Source organism: Glycocaulis sp. (assembly GCF_050485565.1).
Taxonomy (GTDB): Bacteria; Pseudomonadota; Alphaproteobacteria; order Caulobacterales; family Maricaulaceae; genus Glycocaulis.
On sequence record NZ_JBJHBQ010000007.1, the window covers coordinates 93,573 to 107,810 of the forward strand.

A 14,238-nucleotide genomic window follows, 5' to 3' on the forward strand; every position below is an offset into this window, starting at 1 on the left:
CTCCCCGCGCCGGCCGCTTTGCCCGGCTCCCCCGCTATGGCCGGGATTTCGCCCGGACCCCGCATTGCTCCGGGCAGCCGCCGGAGGCAGTGGCCAGCTTACCCCGCCCAAACAGCCACTGCATCCGGCGGCATTTTTTTGCCCGTTGAGAAGAATGATCAGCGCAGCTGAAATATCAGCCGGTAGGGGCTGAGCGTAGCTGGTATATCGCCGCCGGCCGGGATCGCGCCGGATTCTTCCCGCCACTGCTGCTCTATCAGACGGCGCAGCGCCATGGCGCTGGTCATCAGCACGAGATGGCGGGCCGGGCAGCGCGCCGGCCCGGCGCTGAACGGAAATACCCCTCTCTGGTCTACGGTCTGCCCGTCCTGCCAGATGTCCGGGGTGAAGCGATGCGCAATATCCCCGGCGGAGGGGCCGCGATGGAAAAACGGAGCGAAAATGATAACGCCGGAGCCCTTGGCAATGGCGCACCCGTTAAGGTCGGCATTCTCGCTTGTCTGGCGCAATATGGCGGGCGTCGTCGGCCAGAGCCGCAGCGACTCCATCATGCAGGCCCGCATAAAGCCCAGATTTTCGGTGGCGCGCTCCTTCCGGGCGCGCTCATAAGCCTCCGGATCGGCACAAAGCAATGCCAGCGTCCGGAAAACTGCCATCCCCGCAGGATCATAGGCGAACAGCCAGTGCGCAACCTGATGAGCGGGCGCATCGCCGGGTGAAGCCGATGCGGCAACGCGGCTGGCGAGCGATCCGGGTTCCGCGCGCTCCAGATGCGTGTCCAATCGCGCGTAAAAAGCTTTCAGGAGGCGCTTTCTGCGCGGACGAAGAAAGGCCCAGTTGGCCGCCTTTCTCAATCCGGCGAGCTGGCGGGTGAGTGTCTTATCGTCACGCGCGCCCTCCCCCAGAACTACCCGGCGGACAACACGAAACCAGGCCTCCGAAAACGTGTCCCAGTCGAGCTGGCCGTCCGGAGGCAGCAACAAGGGTCCCAACTCGTCATCGATGATGGTTTCAAATGCGGCCGCGCAAGGGTGGGACACCTCCTCGGAGGCGAGTACCTGTTCATTGAAGCTACGGCGGTCACAACGCTCGGCGCCGCGCGAAGCCAGCGAAACTCCGGGTTCGAAATGCGCGAGCGCCGATTGCTTGTCGTCGCTTGCCGCCATGAACGGCGTGGACGTGTTGTCCAGTACCTCCATCGCGTCCTCAGGTGACAGAATAACCACCCGGGGCCGGCCGGGCAGCTTCAGCTGCAAGGGCCGGTTCCCGTAGGTCGAGCGCAGCCGGGTCAGCGTGCGTACGGCACGCGCATCCGTGTCCATGCGGTCGGCGAGCGCGAGCACGCTTCTGCGCCGGATCAGTACGCCCTTGCCCAAGGTCGGCAAGGCAACGTGCAGAGCAAAGGCGAGCGTATCGCCTGCGGTTGCGCGCGAGGGTCCTCTCTGTGCCATGCTTCACCGGCTCGCAGGCAGATCGCTTGCATCACGTCCGAGATAAGCCAGCGTCAATGTGGGCAGATTGTCCTTCACCCATGCCGCCATGGCCTCTTCCTGCGCGAGGATTTTGCGGCAGGCGACGACGATTTCGGCTTCGCCCGCCGCCTCCGCGGTGGCGACAAGTACGGTGTAGGAGGCCACTTCCAGGTTCTCGAAAGCGTGCGACGCCAGAGCCCAGTTCATGATTTCGTCATCGGCAAACATGCCGCTGATCGCCTGGCCCTTGGCCAGCAGCTTTGAACCAGCATCCTTGAACGAAGAGGGATCCTCGCCAAGAGATTCCAGACAACCGCGCACGATCTCTGCCTGATTTTTCGTTTCCTGAAGGTGCTCGCGCACTCGCGCCTCGAACTGCGGATAGTGTTTCACGCGATCAAGGTGTCCCTTCAGCATGGTTTCGGCCTGTTCTTCCATGGCGTGCGCATCGCGCAACCATTGCACCAGCCGCTCTCTGGCCTGGGTCATTGGGCAATCTCCTTGCTATCTCAAAGTTGCTAGTTTGCGTCGAGGGCGCTTGCCCTCTCGGCCGAGCTGCGAATATCTGCCAACCGGCTCTCGGCATAGTCGCGCATGGGCTGGCGCCCTGGGGTTCCGGCATACGCCTCGTACAAGGCAAGTTCCGCCTCGTGGGCCTCGCGCATCTGCTGCACGAAGGACGCGTCGAACTGACCGTCCGGCACATCCCGGAGCTGCTCCAGCCGCCGCTCGATCATCTGTCCGGCCTGGGTGGCGCTCCATGCGGCACTGCCCGGTGCCTCGGGACTGCCCGTGCGCGACTGGCTTCCAGGCGCGTCTTGTGTGGCCTCCCGGGCACGCAGGACATTGCGGTCGCTTACCGTGCCGGGGCCTTCGGCGCTCGCGTCGGGGTGGTGGGTCTGCAGACGCTCCAAGGCATCTGCTTCGATCGCGGACGCATTGGCAGCACGTGTCAGGGCGAGCGCTTCCTGGCGCTGATCTGCCACCATCTGCTCGGCGAAAGCCCGGATTTCCGCTGCTTCGGCAAGCTCTGCTGCCATCTGTCCGGCTTCGATCTTGAATACCACCCAAAGAGCGGCCTCGGTCGCAAACTGGTTGGACCGCAACCCCTCCTCTTCCACAAGAACCGGATCAGAGGCTGACGGCTCCATGCGGGCAGCAGGGGTAGCGACAATGATGGCCGCGGCAAATATACCCTTGTGGAACGTCTTCATGTCGGCCTCCGGCTGATTGCTTACAGGCCACGCCAACCGGCCCCGGTGCGAATTGTTCCTACCATTGGCGCTTATCCGGCGAAGGCGGATCGGAAGGACGCGGCATGCGCCGCTGCCGGCGCAATGCTCCTCCACGCCCGAGAGCAAAAATGACGATCACGGCAACAACCGCCGCAGTAATCAACGCGATCCAGATCATATCCATGGTCCTGCTCCTCGTTTCGTCCGCCTTAAGCAGGCGGGCGAATGGAACAAAGAAGCCGACGATTGGTTCCAAGGTCAGAGGTCGGCGCAGAAACCAGCTGGAAGGCGTGCATGATCAAGAGAGTATTCGGTGACAGACCCCCGCCTCCACTGCCGTGGTGGCGTGTTGAGGCTGCCGGCATCGGCGTTATCGCGGCGCTTGGCCTGCCCATGATTATCGACCAGTTCTTTCACGCCATGAATGTGTTTCCACCGACGCGTGCGCTCATCGTAGAGGCTGGCGACCATGTCCTCGCCTTCTCATACCGGCTGCTGGCATTGCTCTTCGGCGCATTTCTGGCCGCTCGTATCGGCCCGCCTGGCGTTTACCGGACCGCGCTTGCCATGGGACTCATCGTTCTTCTGGCCAACGCGCTGGCCGTGATCTCCATCCGTCCAGAAGGTCCGGCATGGCACCTCATCGCCATGGTTATCGTGACGCTCCCGGCAGCTCTGCTGGGTGCCTGGCTTGCCTATATCCGGCAGCGTCACCGCCGCGTGGTGTGACGCCGGTTTCACGCTGCAATCACCGCGTTTCGACCTAAGGTGTTTGGGGCGCAGGTTGAATGTGTTTGCACATTGAGCAACTGACGCCCCGAACGTTGCAGCCCTTGCCGACTGCCTCATGAACGCCCCCTTTGAGAGTGAGAGTGCGGACCGGTTTGGCGTGAGGGGTTGGAAGCCGAGGGAGAGGCCTTCGGCGCCCGTCGCGGAGAACCGCGATGTCCAGACAGAACCGCAGGGCCGACGCCGGACGCGACCGGACGAACCTCTATTCCGAGATCACCGACAGGATCATCGCCGAGCTGGAGGCGGAGCGCGTGCCTTGGGTCCAGCCATGGGGCATGGCCGCAGCGAAAGCGCCGCTCGCCATGCCGAAGAACGCCGCGACCGGCCGGCACTATTCGGGGATCAACGTGCTTCTGCTCTGGGGCGCGGTCATCGAGCGGGGTTTTTCCGGCCAGAGCTGGCTCACCTTCCGCCAGGCGCTGTCGCTTGGTGGCAATTTCCGCAAGGGCGAGCGCGGGACGACCGTCGTCTATGCCAACCGCTTCGTGCCGGAGGATGAGAAGCGACACGCCGCTGAGACCGGCGAGGACGCGCAGGCCATCCCCTTCCTGAAGCGCTTCACGGTCTTCAACACCGATCAGTGCGAGGGCCTGCCGGAGGATGTCGCCACATCCGCGCCGCCGATTCCGGAGGGGCTGATAGAGCCCACTGTCGAGGCGCTGATCGAGGCCACCGGCATCGACTTCCGCGTCGGCGGCAATCGGGCCTTCTATGTGCCCGCCCACGACTATGTGCAGGTGCCGCCGCCGCAGGCCTATTTCGAGCCGGTCAACTGGCACCGCACGGCGCTGCACGAACTCGGACACGCGACGGGCCATGTATCACGGCTCAACCGCGATATGACCGGCTCCTTCGGCTCGAAGACATACGCCTTCGAGGAGCTGATCGCGGAGATCAGCGCCGCCTTCTGCTGGACGTCGACATACATACCGTCACGGTCCGTGACCTTGTACTTTTTTGCCTTTGGTTTCAGTGACTTAAGAGCCGCGTCGGTGAGCATGGGCATCCTCCGGAAGGGGCATTTTCCAACCCCGAGGGCCCAAAAATACCGTCACCCGGATTTTTACCCTGCTCAGTCCAATTTTCCGTTTACATACAATTGGGTAGCGGAGAAAAAATACCGTCAGAGCCTCGTTCGACCCTGACGGTATGAGAGATTTCCGCTTATCGCAACATTGGGCGATACCGTCACCCGACCCGTCAGCTCACTCGCTAGGCCGACGAAAGTTCGCGATAGGTCACGAGAGAAAAAATAATTATTTTCAGCGAGTTACGTCGAATTCTGGCACATTTTCGGGTGGCTCCCGGCGGCGCCTGAATCACTCCCACTCAATCGTTCCCGGCGGCTTGCTGGTCACGTCATAGACCACGCGGTTTACGCCGCGCACTTCATTGATGATGCGCGTGGCGACGCGCCCCAGAAAGTCGTGATCGAAGGGGAAATAGTCCGCCGTCATGCCGTCAACGCTCGTCACGGCGCGTAAGGCAAGCACACTGTCATAGGTGCGCTCATCGCCCATCACGCCGACGGTGCGAACGGGCAGCAGCACGGCAAAAGCCTGCCAGATCACGTCGTAGAGACCTTCCTTCTTGATCTCCTCGATATAGATGCGGTCGGCGGCGCGCAGGATATCGGCCTTTTCCTTCGTGACGGCGCCCGGAATACGGATGCCAAGGCCCGGACCGGGGAAGGGATGGCGGCCGACGAAAGCTTCGGGCAGGCCAAGCTCGCGCCCCAGCGCCCTCACCTCGTCCTTGAAGAGCTCGCGAAGCGGCTCCACCAGTTTCATGTTCATGCGCGCGGGCAGGCCGCCGACATTATGGTGGGACTTGATGGTGACGGACGGCCCGCCATCAAAGCTGACGCTCTCGATCACGTCCGGATAGAGCGTGCCCTGGGCCAGGAAATCGGCGCCGCCGGCGAGCTTTGCCTTCTCTTCGAACACATCGATGAAGAGCTTGCCGATGGTCTTGCGCTTGGCTTCCGGGTCATCGATGCCGGAAAGCGCGGAGAGGAAGCGTTCGCCCTCATCGGCGGCGACCAGCGGGATATTGTAATGCTCGCGGAAGAGGGTGACGACCTCTTCGGCCTCGCCATGGCGCATCAGGCCGGTATCGACGAAGACGCAAGTTAGCTGATCGCCAATCGCCTCATGGATCAGCACGGCGGCAACAGCCGAATCCACCCCGCCCGATAGCCCGCAGATCACCCGGCCGGAACCCACCTGTTCGCGGATGCGGGCAATCGCCTCATCCTTGAAGGCGGCCATAGTCCAGTCGCCCTTCATCCCCGCAATACCGTGCGTGAAGTTCTTCAGGAGCAGCGCGCCGCGCGGCGTGTGGACCACTTCGGGGTGGAACTGCACGCCATAGAACTGGCGCGCCTCGTCCGCTATGGCGGCAAAGGGCGCGCCGGGGCTGGTGGCGATGACATGAAAGCCTTCGGGCGCGGCCATCACGCGGTCGCCATGGCTCATCCACACGCGCTCGGTATCGCCCACCTCGCCGAGGCCCTTGAGGAGCGGGCTTTCGGCGACGATCTGGATGTCGGCGCGGCCAAACTCGCGATGGTCGGATGTCTCCACCCGCCCGCCAAGCTGCGCGCACATGGTCTGCTCGCCATAGCAGATGCCCAGAACCGGCACGCCTGCCTCGAAGATGTAGGGGTCGGCGCGCGGGCTGTCCTCCCAGCTGGTCGAGTGCGGGGAGCCGGAGAGGATGATGGCCCTGGGGCCGTAATCCTTCACGAAATCCGCAGTGGCGCGGTTATAGGGGTGGACCTCGCAATAGACGCCGCTCTCGCGCAGGCGCCGTGCGATAAGCTGGGTCACCTGACTGCCGAAATCGACAATCAGGGCGCGTTCGTGTTCGGCAGGTATATCCATGCGCAGCGATTAGCCGAGATTCTTGTCCATGGCGAGGGGGGAAGTGGGTTCAATTTGACTCTCATATAATTTCTTACTTATATAAGTTATATCGAAATCATGGGAGACAGGCATGCACATCGACATTGCAGCGGCCATCGGGGCCACGGCCCGCGAGGTGCGCAATCTGGAGCGGGACGGCAAACCCGCCGTAGCGATTGTGGCGAGCCGCACCTACCCCACCAGTATCGAGGATTTGTGGGAGGCGGTGACCACGAAAGAGCGCCTCGCGCGCTGGTTCTCGCCCGTGTCGGGTGAATTCCGGCCCGGCGGGCGGTTCCAGATCGAGAATAATGCGGCTGGCGAAATTAGCGTCTGCGAGCCGCCGCGCACGCTGGACATCACCTGGGAATTCTCCGAACAGATCAGCTGGGTAAGCGTGCGGCTCTACACGGCAGGCAATGGCCATGCGCGCCTGGAACTGACCCATCTCTACGTGGTCGATCCCGACTGGGAAGAAAAATACGGCCCCGGCGCGGGCGGTGTCGGCTGGGATCTGGGGCTTGCAGGGCTGGCGCTGCATGTCAGCGGCGAGGTGACGGCCCCGGTGGAAGCAAGTGGCGAATGGTTCGCCTCGCAGAATTATCGCGATCTGGTCGATGCCACCGCCAAAGCCTGGGGCGAGGCACATGCCGCCTCTGGCGCGCCGGCAGACGAGGCCCACGCGGCGGCGGCCCGCACCGCCGCCTTCTTCAAGGGGGAGGAGCAATAGCCCCATGCACGCCTTTGACGTATTGGGAGACCCGGTGCGCCGGCGCATACTGGAATTGCTGGCCGAAAACGAGCTGCGCTCGGGCGAGATCGTGGAGGTGATCCATTCAGAATTCGGGATCAGTCAGGCCGGTGTCTCCCAGCATCTCAAAGTCCTGCGCGATGCGGGCTTTGCCACCTCCCGCGTGGACGGGCCGCGCCGCATCTACACGCTCGAACCCGCTCCCCTGCAGCAAATCGATGACTGGCTCTCCCGCTTCAAGGGCTTCTGGACGCACAAGCTCGAAGCCCTCGCCACCGAAGTGGCAAGGGGGAAGAAGGAACGCGGGGAGTGAGGCTCAGGCGGCGTGAATTTTCTTGCAGACTTGACGCATTGCCCGGCATGCCCCGATCATCGGGGCGCGTCTGTCACGCAGGTTCGCGCTATTGCGCGGCGATTCCCAGACGGGCGCCCAGGCTTGTGATTGATGGCTCGTAGCCTTGATCCGGCATCCGGCGTGCCTCGCGCCGTCCTCCAAGCCAAGCTGCGTCCGCGAGGACGCGCAATCATCGGAATGGAGGTAGCAATGACCCATTGCAATCTGACCATCGCAGCATCAGCCGCCGTGGCCGCCATGCTGTCTGCGCCTTTAGTGGCGGCGCAGGAGGATCATGTACTGATCCAGAGTGATGCGTTCGAGTATGCAGCAGGCCCCGGCTCAATGGCCGAGGGTGCTGAGTACGCCATACTCTACGGCGATCCCGCAGCCGAAGGCGTGTTCGCCATGCGGCTGAGGCTGCCTGACGGCTTTTACATCGCGCCCCACCATCACGGCCAGCCGGAAATCGTCACGGTGATATCAGGACGGTTTCTGATCGGCATGGGCGAGGACCCGGACCCCGAAGCGGCTACCGCGTTGGAGCCGGGCGGCTTCTTCGCCTATCCGCCGGGCATGATCCACTACGCCTATACCGAGGGCGAGACGGTGGTTCAGCTCAACAGCACCGGCCCGTGGACCATCACCTATGTCAATGAGGAAGATGACCCGCGCCGGTAGGGCGGCGGTCTGTATTCCTGGAACCGGGACAGGCAGCGCGCCGAATAAGTGGAACTGGGCGCCTGCCCTACCCCGCCTTCTCCAGTCCGCACACGTAAAATCCGTCCGTGCCCGTGCGGGCGGGGGTGAGCTGGAGTGCGCCGTGCGCGCCCGCGCAGGCGGCAAGGGTTAGCGCGCCTTCTTCGGTGAGCTGGCCGGAGGCGGACAACGCGTCCATCACCGGCACGGCACGAAAATCAGGATTGGTGCTCAGGAACGCGTCGACCCGGTCGCCGTTTTCTTCCGGCAGGACAGAGCAGGTCACATAGACCATGCGCCCGCCGGGACGCACGTATTTTGCGGCCTTGGCCAGCACCTCGTCCTGCTGGGTAATGCGCGTGGCGAGCGCCTTGTCCTTCAGACGCCATTTGGTGTCCGGCCTGCGTCGCCAGGTGCCGGAGCCTGTGCAGGGCGCGTCGATGAAGACCAGGTCCATCTTGCCCGCAAGATCACCCAAGGCTTCGGCTTCCTTGCCCGAACGCACCTGCACATTGCGCACGCCTGCCCGCTCCAGACGTGGCCAGATGGCGCGCAAACGCCGCCAGTCATAATCCCACGCATAGAGCTGGCCGGTATTGTTCATCAGCGCAGCCAGAGAGAGCGTCTTGCCGCCCGCACCGGCACAGAAATCGAGCACTTGCAGCCCTTCCACCGGCGCTGCGGCGATCGCGGCGATCTGGCTGCCAATGTCCTGCACCTCCACCCAGCCTTTCCCGTAAGCGGGGATGGCGTCAGCGGGCGGGGATTTGGCACGCGGATCATGGCCGGGAATGCGGATGGCCGTGGTGAGCAGCTCTGACGGATCGGCATTGATCTGGGCGCGTACGGCGCTAATCGCCTTTTCAGGATCGGCCTTGAGCGCATTGACGCGCAAATCCACCGGCGCACGGCCCGCCATGCTGGTCCCTTCCAGCGCCGCGTCCGCGCCAAATCCGCGCTCGAAGCTGGCTGAGAGCCACTCGGGGATTTCCGCGCGCGCATGCAGCGGCGCGTCGTCAGGCAGGGTGGCCAGCATGCCCGCACGCTCGGCATCGGTCAGGGGTTCAGGCGCATGCTCATCGCCCTCAAAGATCGCGGCGACCGCGTCAGGCCCCATATCCCATTCATGGGCGAGCGTGCCGAGCACCAGAGCGCGGGGGCTGTCAGCGCCCATCAGGTAAGAGACAGAACCCCGGCGCCGCAGACTGTCCAGCACGAGACCGGAAATCCACGCCCGGTCGCCAGAGCCCGCATAGCGGTTGGCCTTGCCCCAGTCGCGCATGGCTTCCTTGACCGGCTGATGCCGGTTCAGAATGGTATCAAGCACCTCGATGGCGGCGGCTATGCGCCCTGCGTCCCGCATGTGACTGTCTTTCTGAAAATAAACGCCCGAATTTCGTTCATAGCCCATCTGCAAGTCTGCTAGGCGTTAGGGATGCTGTTCGAACCGCCCTCTGACGCCCTGCTTTATGACGCCCTGATCGCCCGCGATGCACGATGGGACGGACGGGCCTATGTCGGCGTCATCACCACCGGGATATTCTGCCGCCTCACCTGCCCGGCCCGCAAACCCAGACGGGAGAATTGCCGCTTTTTCGAGAGCGCCGCCGCCTGCTTAGAAGCGAGCTTCCGCCCATGCAAGCGCTGCAAACCGCTGGAGCACGGCATGGAGCCGCTGGTCGCCAGCCTCTCGCAGGCGCTGCAGGCTGATCCCTCCCGCCGCTGGTCCGAGAGTGATCTGATCGCCATGGGTCACGACCCCTCTACCGTCCGCCGGGCATTCCGCAGACAGCTGGGCATTACCTTTCTTGAACTGGCGCGTCTGCGCCGGTTGCAGGAAGGCTTCACCAGCCTTGGTGAAGGCGAAAGCGTGATCGGCGCGCAGCTGGCCGCCAGCTATGAGTCCGCCAGCGGGTTTCGGGCCGCCCTTGCCCGCTTTCTGGGTCTGCCACCGGGCGCGTTCAGAGCGGATGCCCTTTTACAGGCTGCACCGGTTGAAACGCCGCTGGGTACGATGATCGCCGTGTGTGACGCTCATGGGCTGCACCTGCTGGAGTTCATGGATCGCAGGGCTCTGCCGCGCGAGTTGCAGCGTCTGGCGGCCACCAGTCCGGGCGGGTTGGGCTGCGGGCGCGTCGCGCTCCACGACCGGGTAGAGGACGAGCTGGCAGCCTATTTCGAAGGGACCAGCACGCGGTTCGACATCCCGCTGACCCTGCACGGCAGTCCGTTCGTCCGGGAGGTCTGGCGGGCGCTGCAGGATATCCCGAGAGGCGAAACGCGCAGCTATGGCGAGATCGCGAAAGCCATCGGGCACCCATCTGCCAGCCGCGCTGTCGCGCGCGCCAATGGGCAAAATCAGATCGCGCTGGTGATTCCCTGTCACCGGGTGATCGGCGCTGACGGTTCGCTCACCGGCTATGGGGGCGGCCTGCACCGGAAACGCGCCCTTCTCGACCTTGAACGCCTGCCACCCTCTCAACCATCCGGAGCCAGTACGACATGACGACCCAAGCCAGCATTTTCCGCGATCTGCACACATCGGCGCAACCGCTGGTGCTGTTCAATGCCTGGGATGCAGGCAGCGCTGCAGCCATCGCCGATAGCGGGGCGCGCGCCATCGCCACCAGCAGCTGGGCGGTCGCCGAAGCATCCGGTTACCGGGATGGCGAACAATTACCGTTCGACCGGCTGGTGGACTCTACGCGCCGCATCACGGCGTCGGTCAGCCTTCCGGTCAGCGTGGATGCCGAAACCGGCTATGGCACGACCGGCGAGGCGGTTGCGGCAAATGTGCTGACGCTTGTCCGGGAAGGCGCAGCCGGCATCAATCTTGAAGATCGCGACCGGTCAGGCTCCGGTCTGGCATCCATACAGGACGCCGCCGGACGGATCGCCGCCATCCGCAGCACCCTTCAAGCACAGGGACTCGATGTCTTCATCAATGCCCGGTGTGACGTCTTTTTCACCAGCGGCCCGGACACAGCCACATCTGAAACAGGCCGGCTGAAAGAAGCGGTGCAGCGGGCGCAAGCCTATCTGGCCGCCGGTGCGGACGGCATATTCCTGCCGGGCCTGTCCGACCCGGCGCTGGTAGCGCAGGCTGCGCAGGCGATACCGGCACCGCTCAACGTGATGGTCCGCTCACCGGACGCCATTGCCTCCCTTCGGGAAGCAGGTGTCCGGCGGATCAGCTTTGGCCCGGCCCCCTATATCGCAGCGATGGACGCGCTTCGTGGTGCGGCCCGCGACGCTTTTGCTGCCTGACCGGCCTCACCCTCAGTTCGGGCTGGGATAGTTGGGCGCTTCGCGGGTGATGGTCACGTCATGCACATGGCTTTCGCGAAGCCCGGCATTGGTGATGCGCACGAAGACGGCGTTCTTCTGGAAGTCGGCAATCGTCTTTGCGCCGGTATAGCCCATGGCCGCACGAAGCCCGCCCACCATCTGGTGCAGGATCGGGCCTACCGGACCCTTATAGGGCACCTGGCCCTCAATGCCTTCGGGCACCAGCTTCATCCGGTCGGTAACTTCCTTCTGGAAATACCGGTCGGCCGAGCCGCGCGCCATCGCGCCGACACTGCCCATGCCGCGATAGGATTTGTAGGAGCGGCCCTTGTAGAGGAAGACCTCGCCGGGCGCTTCTTCCGTCCCGGCCAGCATGGAGCCCATCATCACGCAGTCCGCACCGGCGGCAATGGCTTTCGCCACGTCACCGGAATACTTGATCCCGCCATCGGCAATGACAGTGCCTTCAAAGCCTTGCGCCGCGCGGCGCGCTTCCATGATGGCGGTCAGCTGCGGCACGCCGACACCGGCCACGATACGCGTGGTGCAGATCGAGCCCGGCCCGATCCCCACCTTCACGCAGTCCGCACCGGCATCAAACAGGCCGCGCGCGCCATCATAGGTCGCGACATTGCCGGCCACGATCTGGGTGGTGTTGGACGCGCGCTTGATGCGGCGCACCTGCTCCAGCACGGCTGCGCTCATGCCGTGGGCGGTGTCGATGACGACCACGTCCACACCGGCATCCATCAGCGCTTCAGCGCGCTCAAAACCCGCATCACCGGTCGTGGTGGCAGCCGCCACGCGCAGGCGGCCATGCGCGTCCTTGGCGGCATTGGGATAGGCTTGCGCCTTCTCCATGTCCTTCACGGTCATCAGGCCGACGCAGAAGCCGTCCTCATCGACGACCAGCAGGCGCTCGATACGGTGCTTGTGCAGCAAGCGGCGCGCCTCGTCCTGCGATGCGCCAGGGCGCACGGTGACCAGATGATCCCTCGTCATCAGGCTGGACACAGCGGCGTTCAGATCGTCGGCAAAGCGCACATCCCGGTTGGTGATGATACCGATAAGCTTGCCGGGCTTGGCGCCGGCTGCGCCGCCCTTGCCACCGCCCTCAACGACCGGAATGCCGGAGATACGGTGATGGTCCATCAGGGCTTTGAGGTCCGCCAGGGTCGCGTCCGGGCCGATCGTGACCGGATTGACCACCATGCCGCTCTCATAGCGCTTCACCCGGCGCACTTCCTCGGCCTGCTCGGCTATTTCCAGATTGCGGTGGATAACACCCAGGCCGCCCGCCTGCGCCATGGCAATCGCCAGCGGCGCTTCGGTGACGGTATCCATCGCCGCCGACAGGATCGGAATATTCAGGCCGACATCACGCGTCACACGCGTGCGCACATCTGCGTCAGCGGGGATTATCTCGGATGCGCCGGGCTGCAAGAGCACATCGTCGAAGGTAAGACCTTCACGTATCTCCATGGCGGAGACCTCCTTTTCTCTTGCGAGGCGGCTCTAACCCTGAATCTGTCCCGGCGCAAGGGGCGGCATCCAGCCGTGGGCGTCCATCCCCAAGCGGCACCCTTTCCTGCCTATGAACTGAAGAACCTGAAATCACACTACAGAAAGAAAGTTCAGAGAAATTCCAAAATGAAATTTAATTAATGCCCTATCTGTTGTGTCTGGTTCGGAAATTTGTAGCCTACCAGTATGTCTAGGGGAGGGTTATCATGAAGTTTTTTTCAATATTTAGTGCGGCCGCGATGATTGGCTTCGGGTCGCCCGACGACGGGCCGTCACCCTATGCTTTGGTTGACATCACGGGAGAGTATGCCCGCATTTACGACCAGACGGCAGACATGCCGGAAGAGGAGCGGATAGCGCGCACCCAAGCGGGCCTCCACGAAGCCTTTCCGGGCTTTTACGACACCGCCCGCATGAACAGCATAGGGGTATCCAACGACCGCTATAGCGCATGGATAGCGCGGTCCCTTGAGAATTTCGCTGATATTCGCGGCGACTACCGCCATACGGCACGAGAATTTGCCGATATGCTGGCTCCCGCCCATGCCAGCTTCGCCGAGGCATTTCCAGACCTCGAACCCATTGGCGATATCTACATTCTCCACAGTCTGGGGGAGATGGACGGCGGAACACGCTATATCGATGAACGCATCATGCTGGTGTTTGGCGCCGACCGGATGGCGACCAGCCCGATAACCGACTGGACCGCCTTCTTCCATCACGAGCTATTCCACGTCTACCACTTCCAGCAATCCTTCATGGGCTGTCCGGAGATGTGGTGCTTTTTGTGGATAGAGGGTCTTGCGACTTATGTCGCCGCGACACTGAACCCCGGCGCCAATGACACAGAATTGCTGCTGGACTGGCCCGAACCCATCCGCGAGAACGTTGACGCCAATCTGGCCGAAGCTGTCTGCGCAGTGGGTGAAAGGTTCGACTCGCACGCATCGGAAGACCATGGCGCGCTCTTCAGCAATAACCGCCTGAACGAAAGGCTGCCGCCACGCTTTGGCTATTATGTGGGCAAGCTGGTAGCGCGCGAAGCGGCGCGCGAAATGCCGCTCGCCGACCTTGCGAAGCTCACCGTGGACGAAGCCCGGCCCGTTGTCGAACGTGCTCTTGGAAGGCTCGCCGAATGCGGGGACGAGGGCGCGTAAGCCGCAAACGCTTTCGAGACCCTCAGGCAAAGGGCTTGCCGCGATTGCCAAATGCGCCTCAGTGTACGCCCTGAATTCAC

15 protein-coding genes are annotated in these 14,238 nt (G+C 63.3%); 8 read left to right on the top strand and 7 right to left on the bottom strand.

Features of this window, described 5'->3' with window-relative positions:
- Nucleotides 1-158: 158 nt before the first annotated feature.
- Genes ACQ5ID_RS09395 through ACQ5ID_RS09410 form a run of 4 tightly spaced genes read right to left on the bottom strand, consistent with a single transcriptional unit; the run spans nt 159 to nt 2,891 of the window.
- Nucleotides 159-1,451, bottom strand: coding sequence for a cytochrome P450 (locus ACQ5ID_RS09395; protein ID WP_429912191.1), 1,293 nt, complete (start codon nt 1,449-1,451; stop codon nt 159-161).
- Nucleotides 1,452-1,454: 3 nt separating this feature from the next.
- Nucleotides 1,455-1,961, bottom strand: a complete 507-nt coding sequence (locus ACQ5ID_RS09400) for a ferritin-like domain-containing protein (RefSeq protein WP_429912192.1) — start codon at nt 1,959-1,961, stop codon at nt 1,455-1,457.
- 29 nt (nt 1,962-1,990) lie between these two features.
- Nucleotides 1,991-2,686, bottom strand: a complete 696-nt coding sequence (locus ACQ5ID_RS09405) for a DUF4142 domain-containing protein (protein ID WP_429912193.1) — start codon at nt 2,684-2,686, stop codon at nt 1,991-1,993.
- Between the two features lie 58 nt (nt 2,687-2,744).
- The gene (locus ACQ5ID_RS09410; protein ID WP_429912194.1) at nt 2,745-2,891 is read right to left on the bottom strand and encodes a hypothetical protein; all 147 of its coding nucleotides are present in this window, start codon (nt 2,889-2,891) and stop codon (nt 2,745-2,747) included.
- A 110-nt stretch (nt 2,892-3,001) separates the two neighbouring features.
- Between ACQ5ID_RS09410 and ACQ5ID_RS09415 the strand changes: the two genes are divergently transcribed.
- The gene (locus tag ACQ5ID_RS09415) at nt 3,002-3,436 is read left to right on the top strand and encodes a hypothetical protein (protein ID WP_429912195.1); all 435 of its coding nucleotides are present in this window, start codon (nt 3,002-3,004) and stop codon (nt 3,434-3,436) included.
- 215 nt (nt 3,437-3,651) lie between these two features.
- Nucleotides 3,652-4,644, top strand: a complete 993-nt coding sequence (locus ACQ5ID_RS09420) for an ArdC family protein (protein WP_429912196.1) — start codon at nt 3,652-3,654, stop codon at nt 4,642-4,644.
- A gap of 174 nt (nt 4,645-4,818) precedes the next feature.
- Here the strand turns inward: ACQ5ID_RS09420 and guaA are convergent, their stop codons facing one another.
- Nucleotides 4,819-6,384 carry a glutamine-hydrolyzing GMP synthase gene (gene guaA / locus ACQ5ID_RS09425; protein ID WP_429912197.1) on the bottom strand — a complete coding sequence of 522 codons (1,566 nt, stop codon included), beginning with the start codon at nt 6,382-6,384 and terminating at the stop codon, nt 4,819-4,821.
- A gap of 112 nt (nt 6,385-6,496) precedes the next feature.
- On the opposite strand from guaA, the gene ACQ5ID_RS09430 reads away from it, so the two are divergent.
- From ACQ5ID_RS09430 to ACQ5ID_RS09440, 3 genes are all read left to right on the top strand, one after another.
- Nucleotides 6,497-7,135, top strand: a complete 639-nt coding sequence (locus ACQ5ID_RS09430; protein ID WP_429912198.1) for an SRPBCC family protein — start codon at nt 6,497-6,499, stop codon at nt 7,133-7,135.
- A gap of 4 nt (nt 7,136-7,139) precedes the next feature.
- Complete coding sequence (locus tag ACQ5ID_RS09435; protein WP_429912199.1) at nt 7,140-7,469, top strand: ArsR/SmtB family transcription factor; 330 nt, start codon at nt 7,140-7,142, stop codon at nt 7,467-7,469.
- A gap of 231 nt (nt 7,470-7,700) precedes the next feature.
- Nucleotides 7,701-8,171, top strand: a complete 471-nt coding sequence (locus ACQ5ID_RS09440) for a cupin domain-containing protein (RefSeq protein ID WP_429912200.1) — start codon at nt 7,701-7,703, stop codon at nt 8,169-8,171.
- A gap of 67 nt (nt 8,172-8,238) precedes the next feature.
- Here the strand turns inward: ACQ5ID_RS09440 and ACQ5ID_RS09445 are convergent, their stop codons facing one another.
- Nucleotides 8,239-9,552 (bottom strand): RsmB/NOP family class I SAM-dependent RNA methyltransferase, encoded by a 1,314-nt coding sequence (locus ACQ5ID_RS09445; protein WP_429912201.1) that lies wholly within the window; start codon nt 9,550-9,552, stop codon nt 8,239-8,241.
- A 72-nt stretch (nt 9,553-9,624) separates the two neighbouring features.
- On the opposite strand from ACQ5ID_RS09445, the gene ACQ5ID_RS09450 reads away from it, so the two are divergent.
- Entirely contained in the window at nt 9,625-10,695 is a 1,071-nt protein-coding gene (locus ACQ5ID_RS09450) for a bifunctional transcriptional activator/DNA repair enzyme AdaA (RefSeq protein WP_429912202.1), read from the top strand.
- Nucleotides 10,692-11,456 (top strand): isocitrate lyase/PEP mutase family protein, encoded by a 765-nt coding sequence (locus tag ACQ5ID_RS09455; protein ID WP_429912203.1) that lies wholly within the window; start codon nt 10,692-10,694, stop codon nt 11,454-11,456. The genes ACQ5ID_RS09450 and ACQ5ID_RS09455 overlap by 4 nt, the downstream gene beginning before the upstream one ends.
- A 12-nt stretch (nt 11,457-11,468) precedes the next feature.
- Here ACQ5ID_RS09455 and guaB read toward each other — a convergent pair whose 3' ends face one another.
- On the bottom strand, nt 11,469-12,959 hold the full coding sequence (gene guaB / locus ACQ5ID_RS09460; RefSeq protein ID WP_429912204.1) for an IMP dehydrogenase: 1,491 nt from the start codon (nt 12,957-12,959) through the stop codon (nt 11,469-11,471).
- Between the two features lie 248 nt (nt 12,960-13,207).
- Here guaB and ACQ5ID_RS09465 point away from each other — a divergent pair, with 248 nt between their 5' ends.
- Nucleotides 13,208-14,158 carry a hypothetical protein gene (locus ACQ5ID_RS09465; protein WP_429912205.1) on the top strand — a complete coding sequence of 317 codons (951 nt, stop codon included), beginning with the start codon at nt 13,208-13,210 and terminating at the stop codon, nt 14,156-14,158.
- Nucleotides 14,159-14,238: the final 80 nt, after the last annotated feature.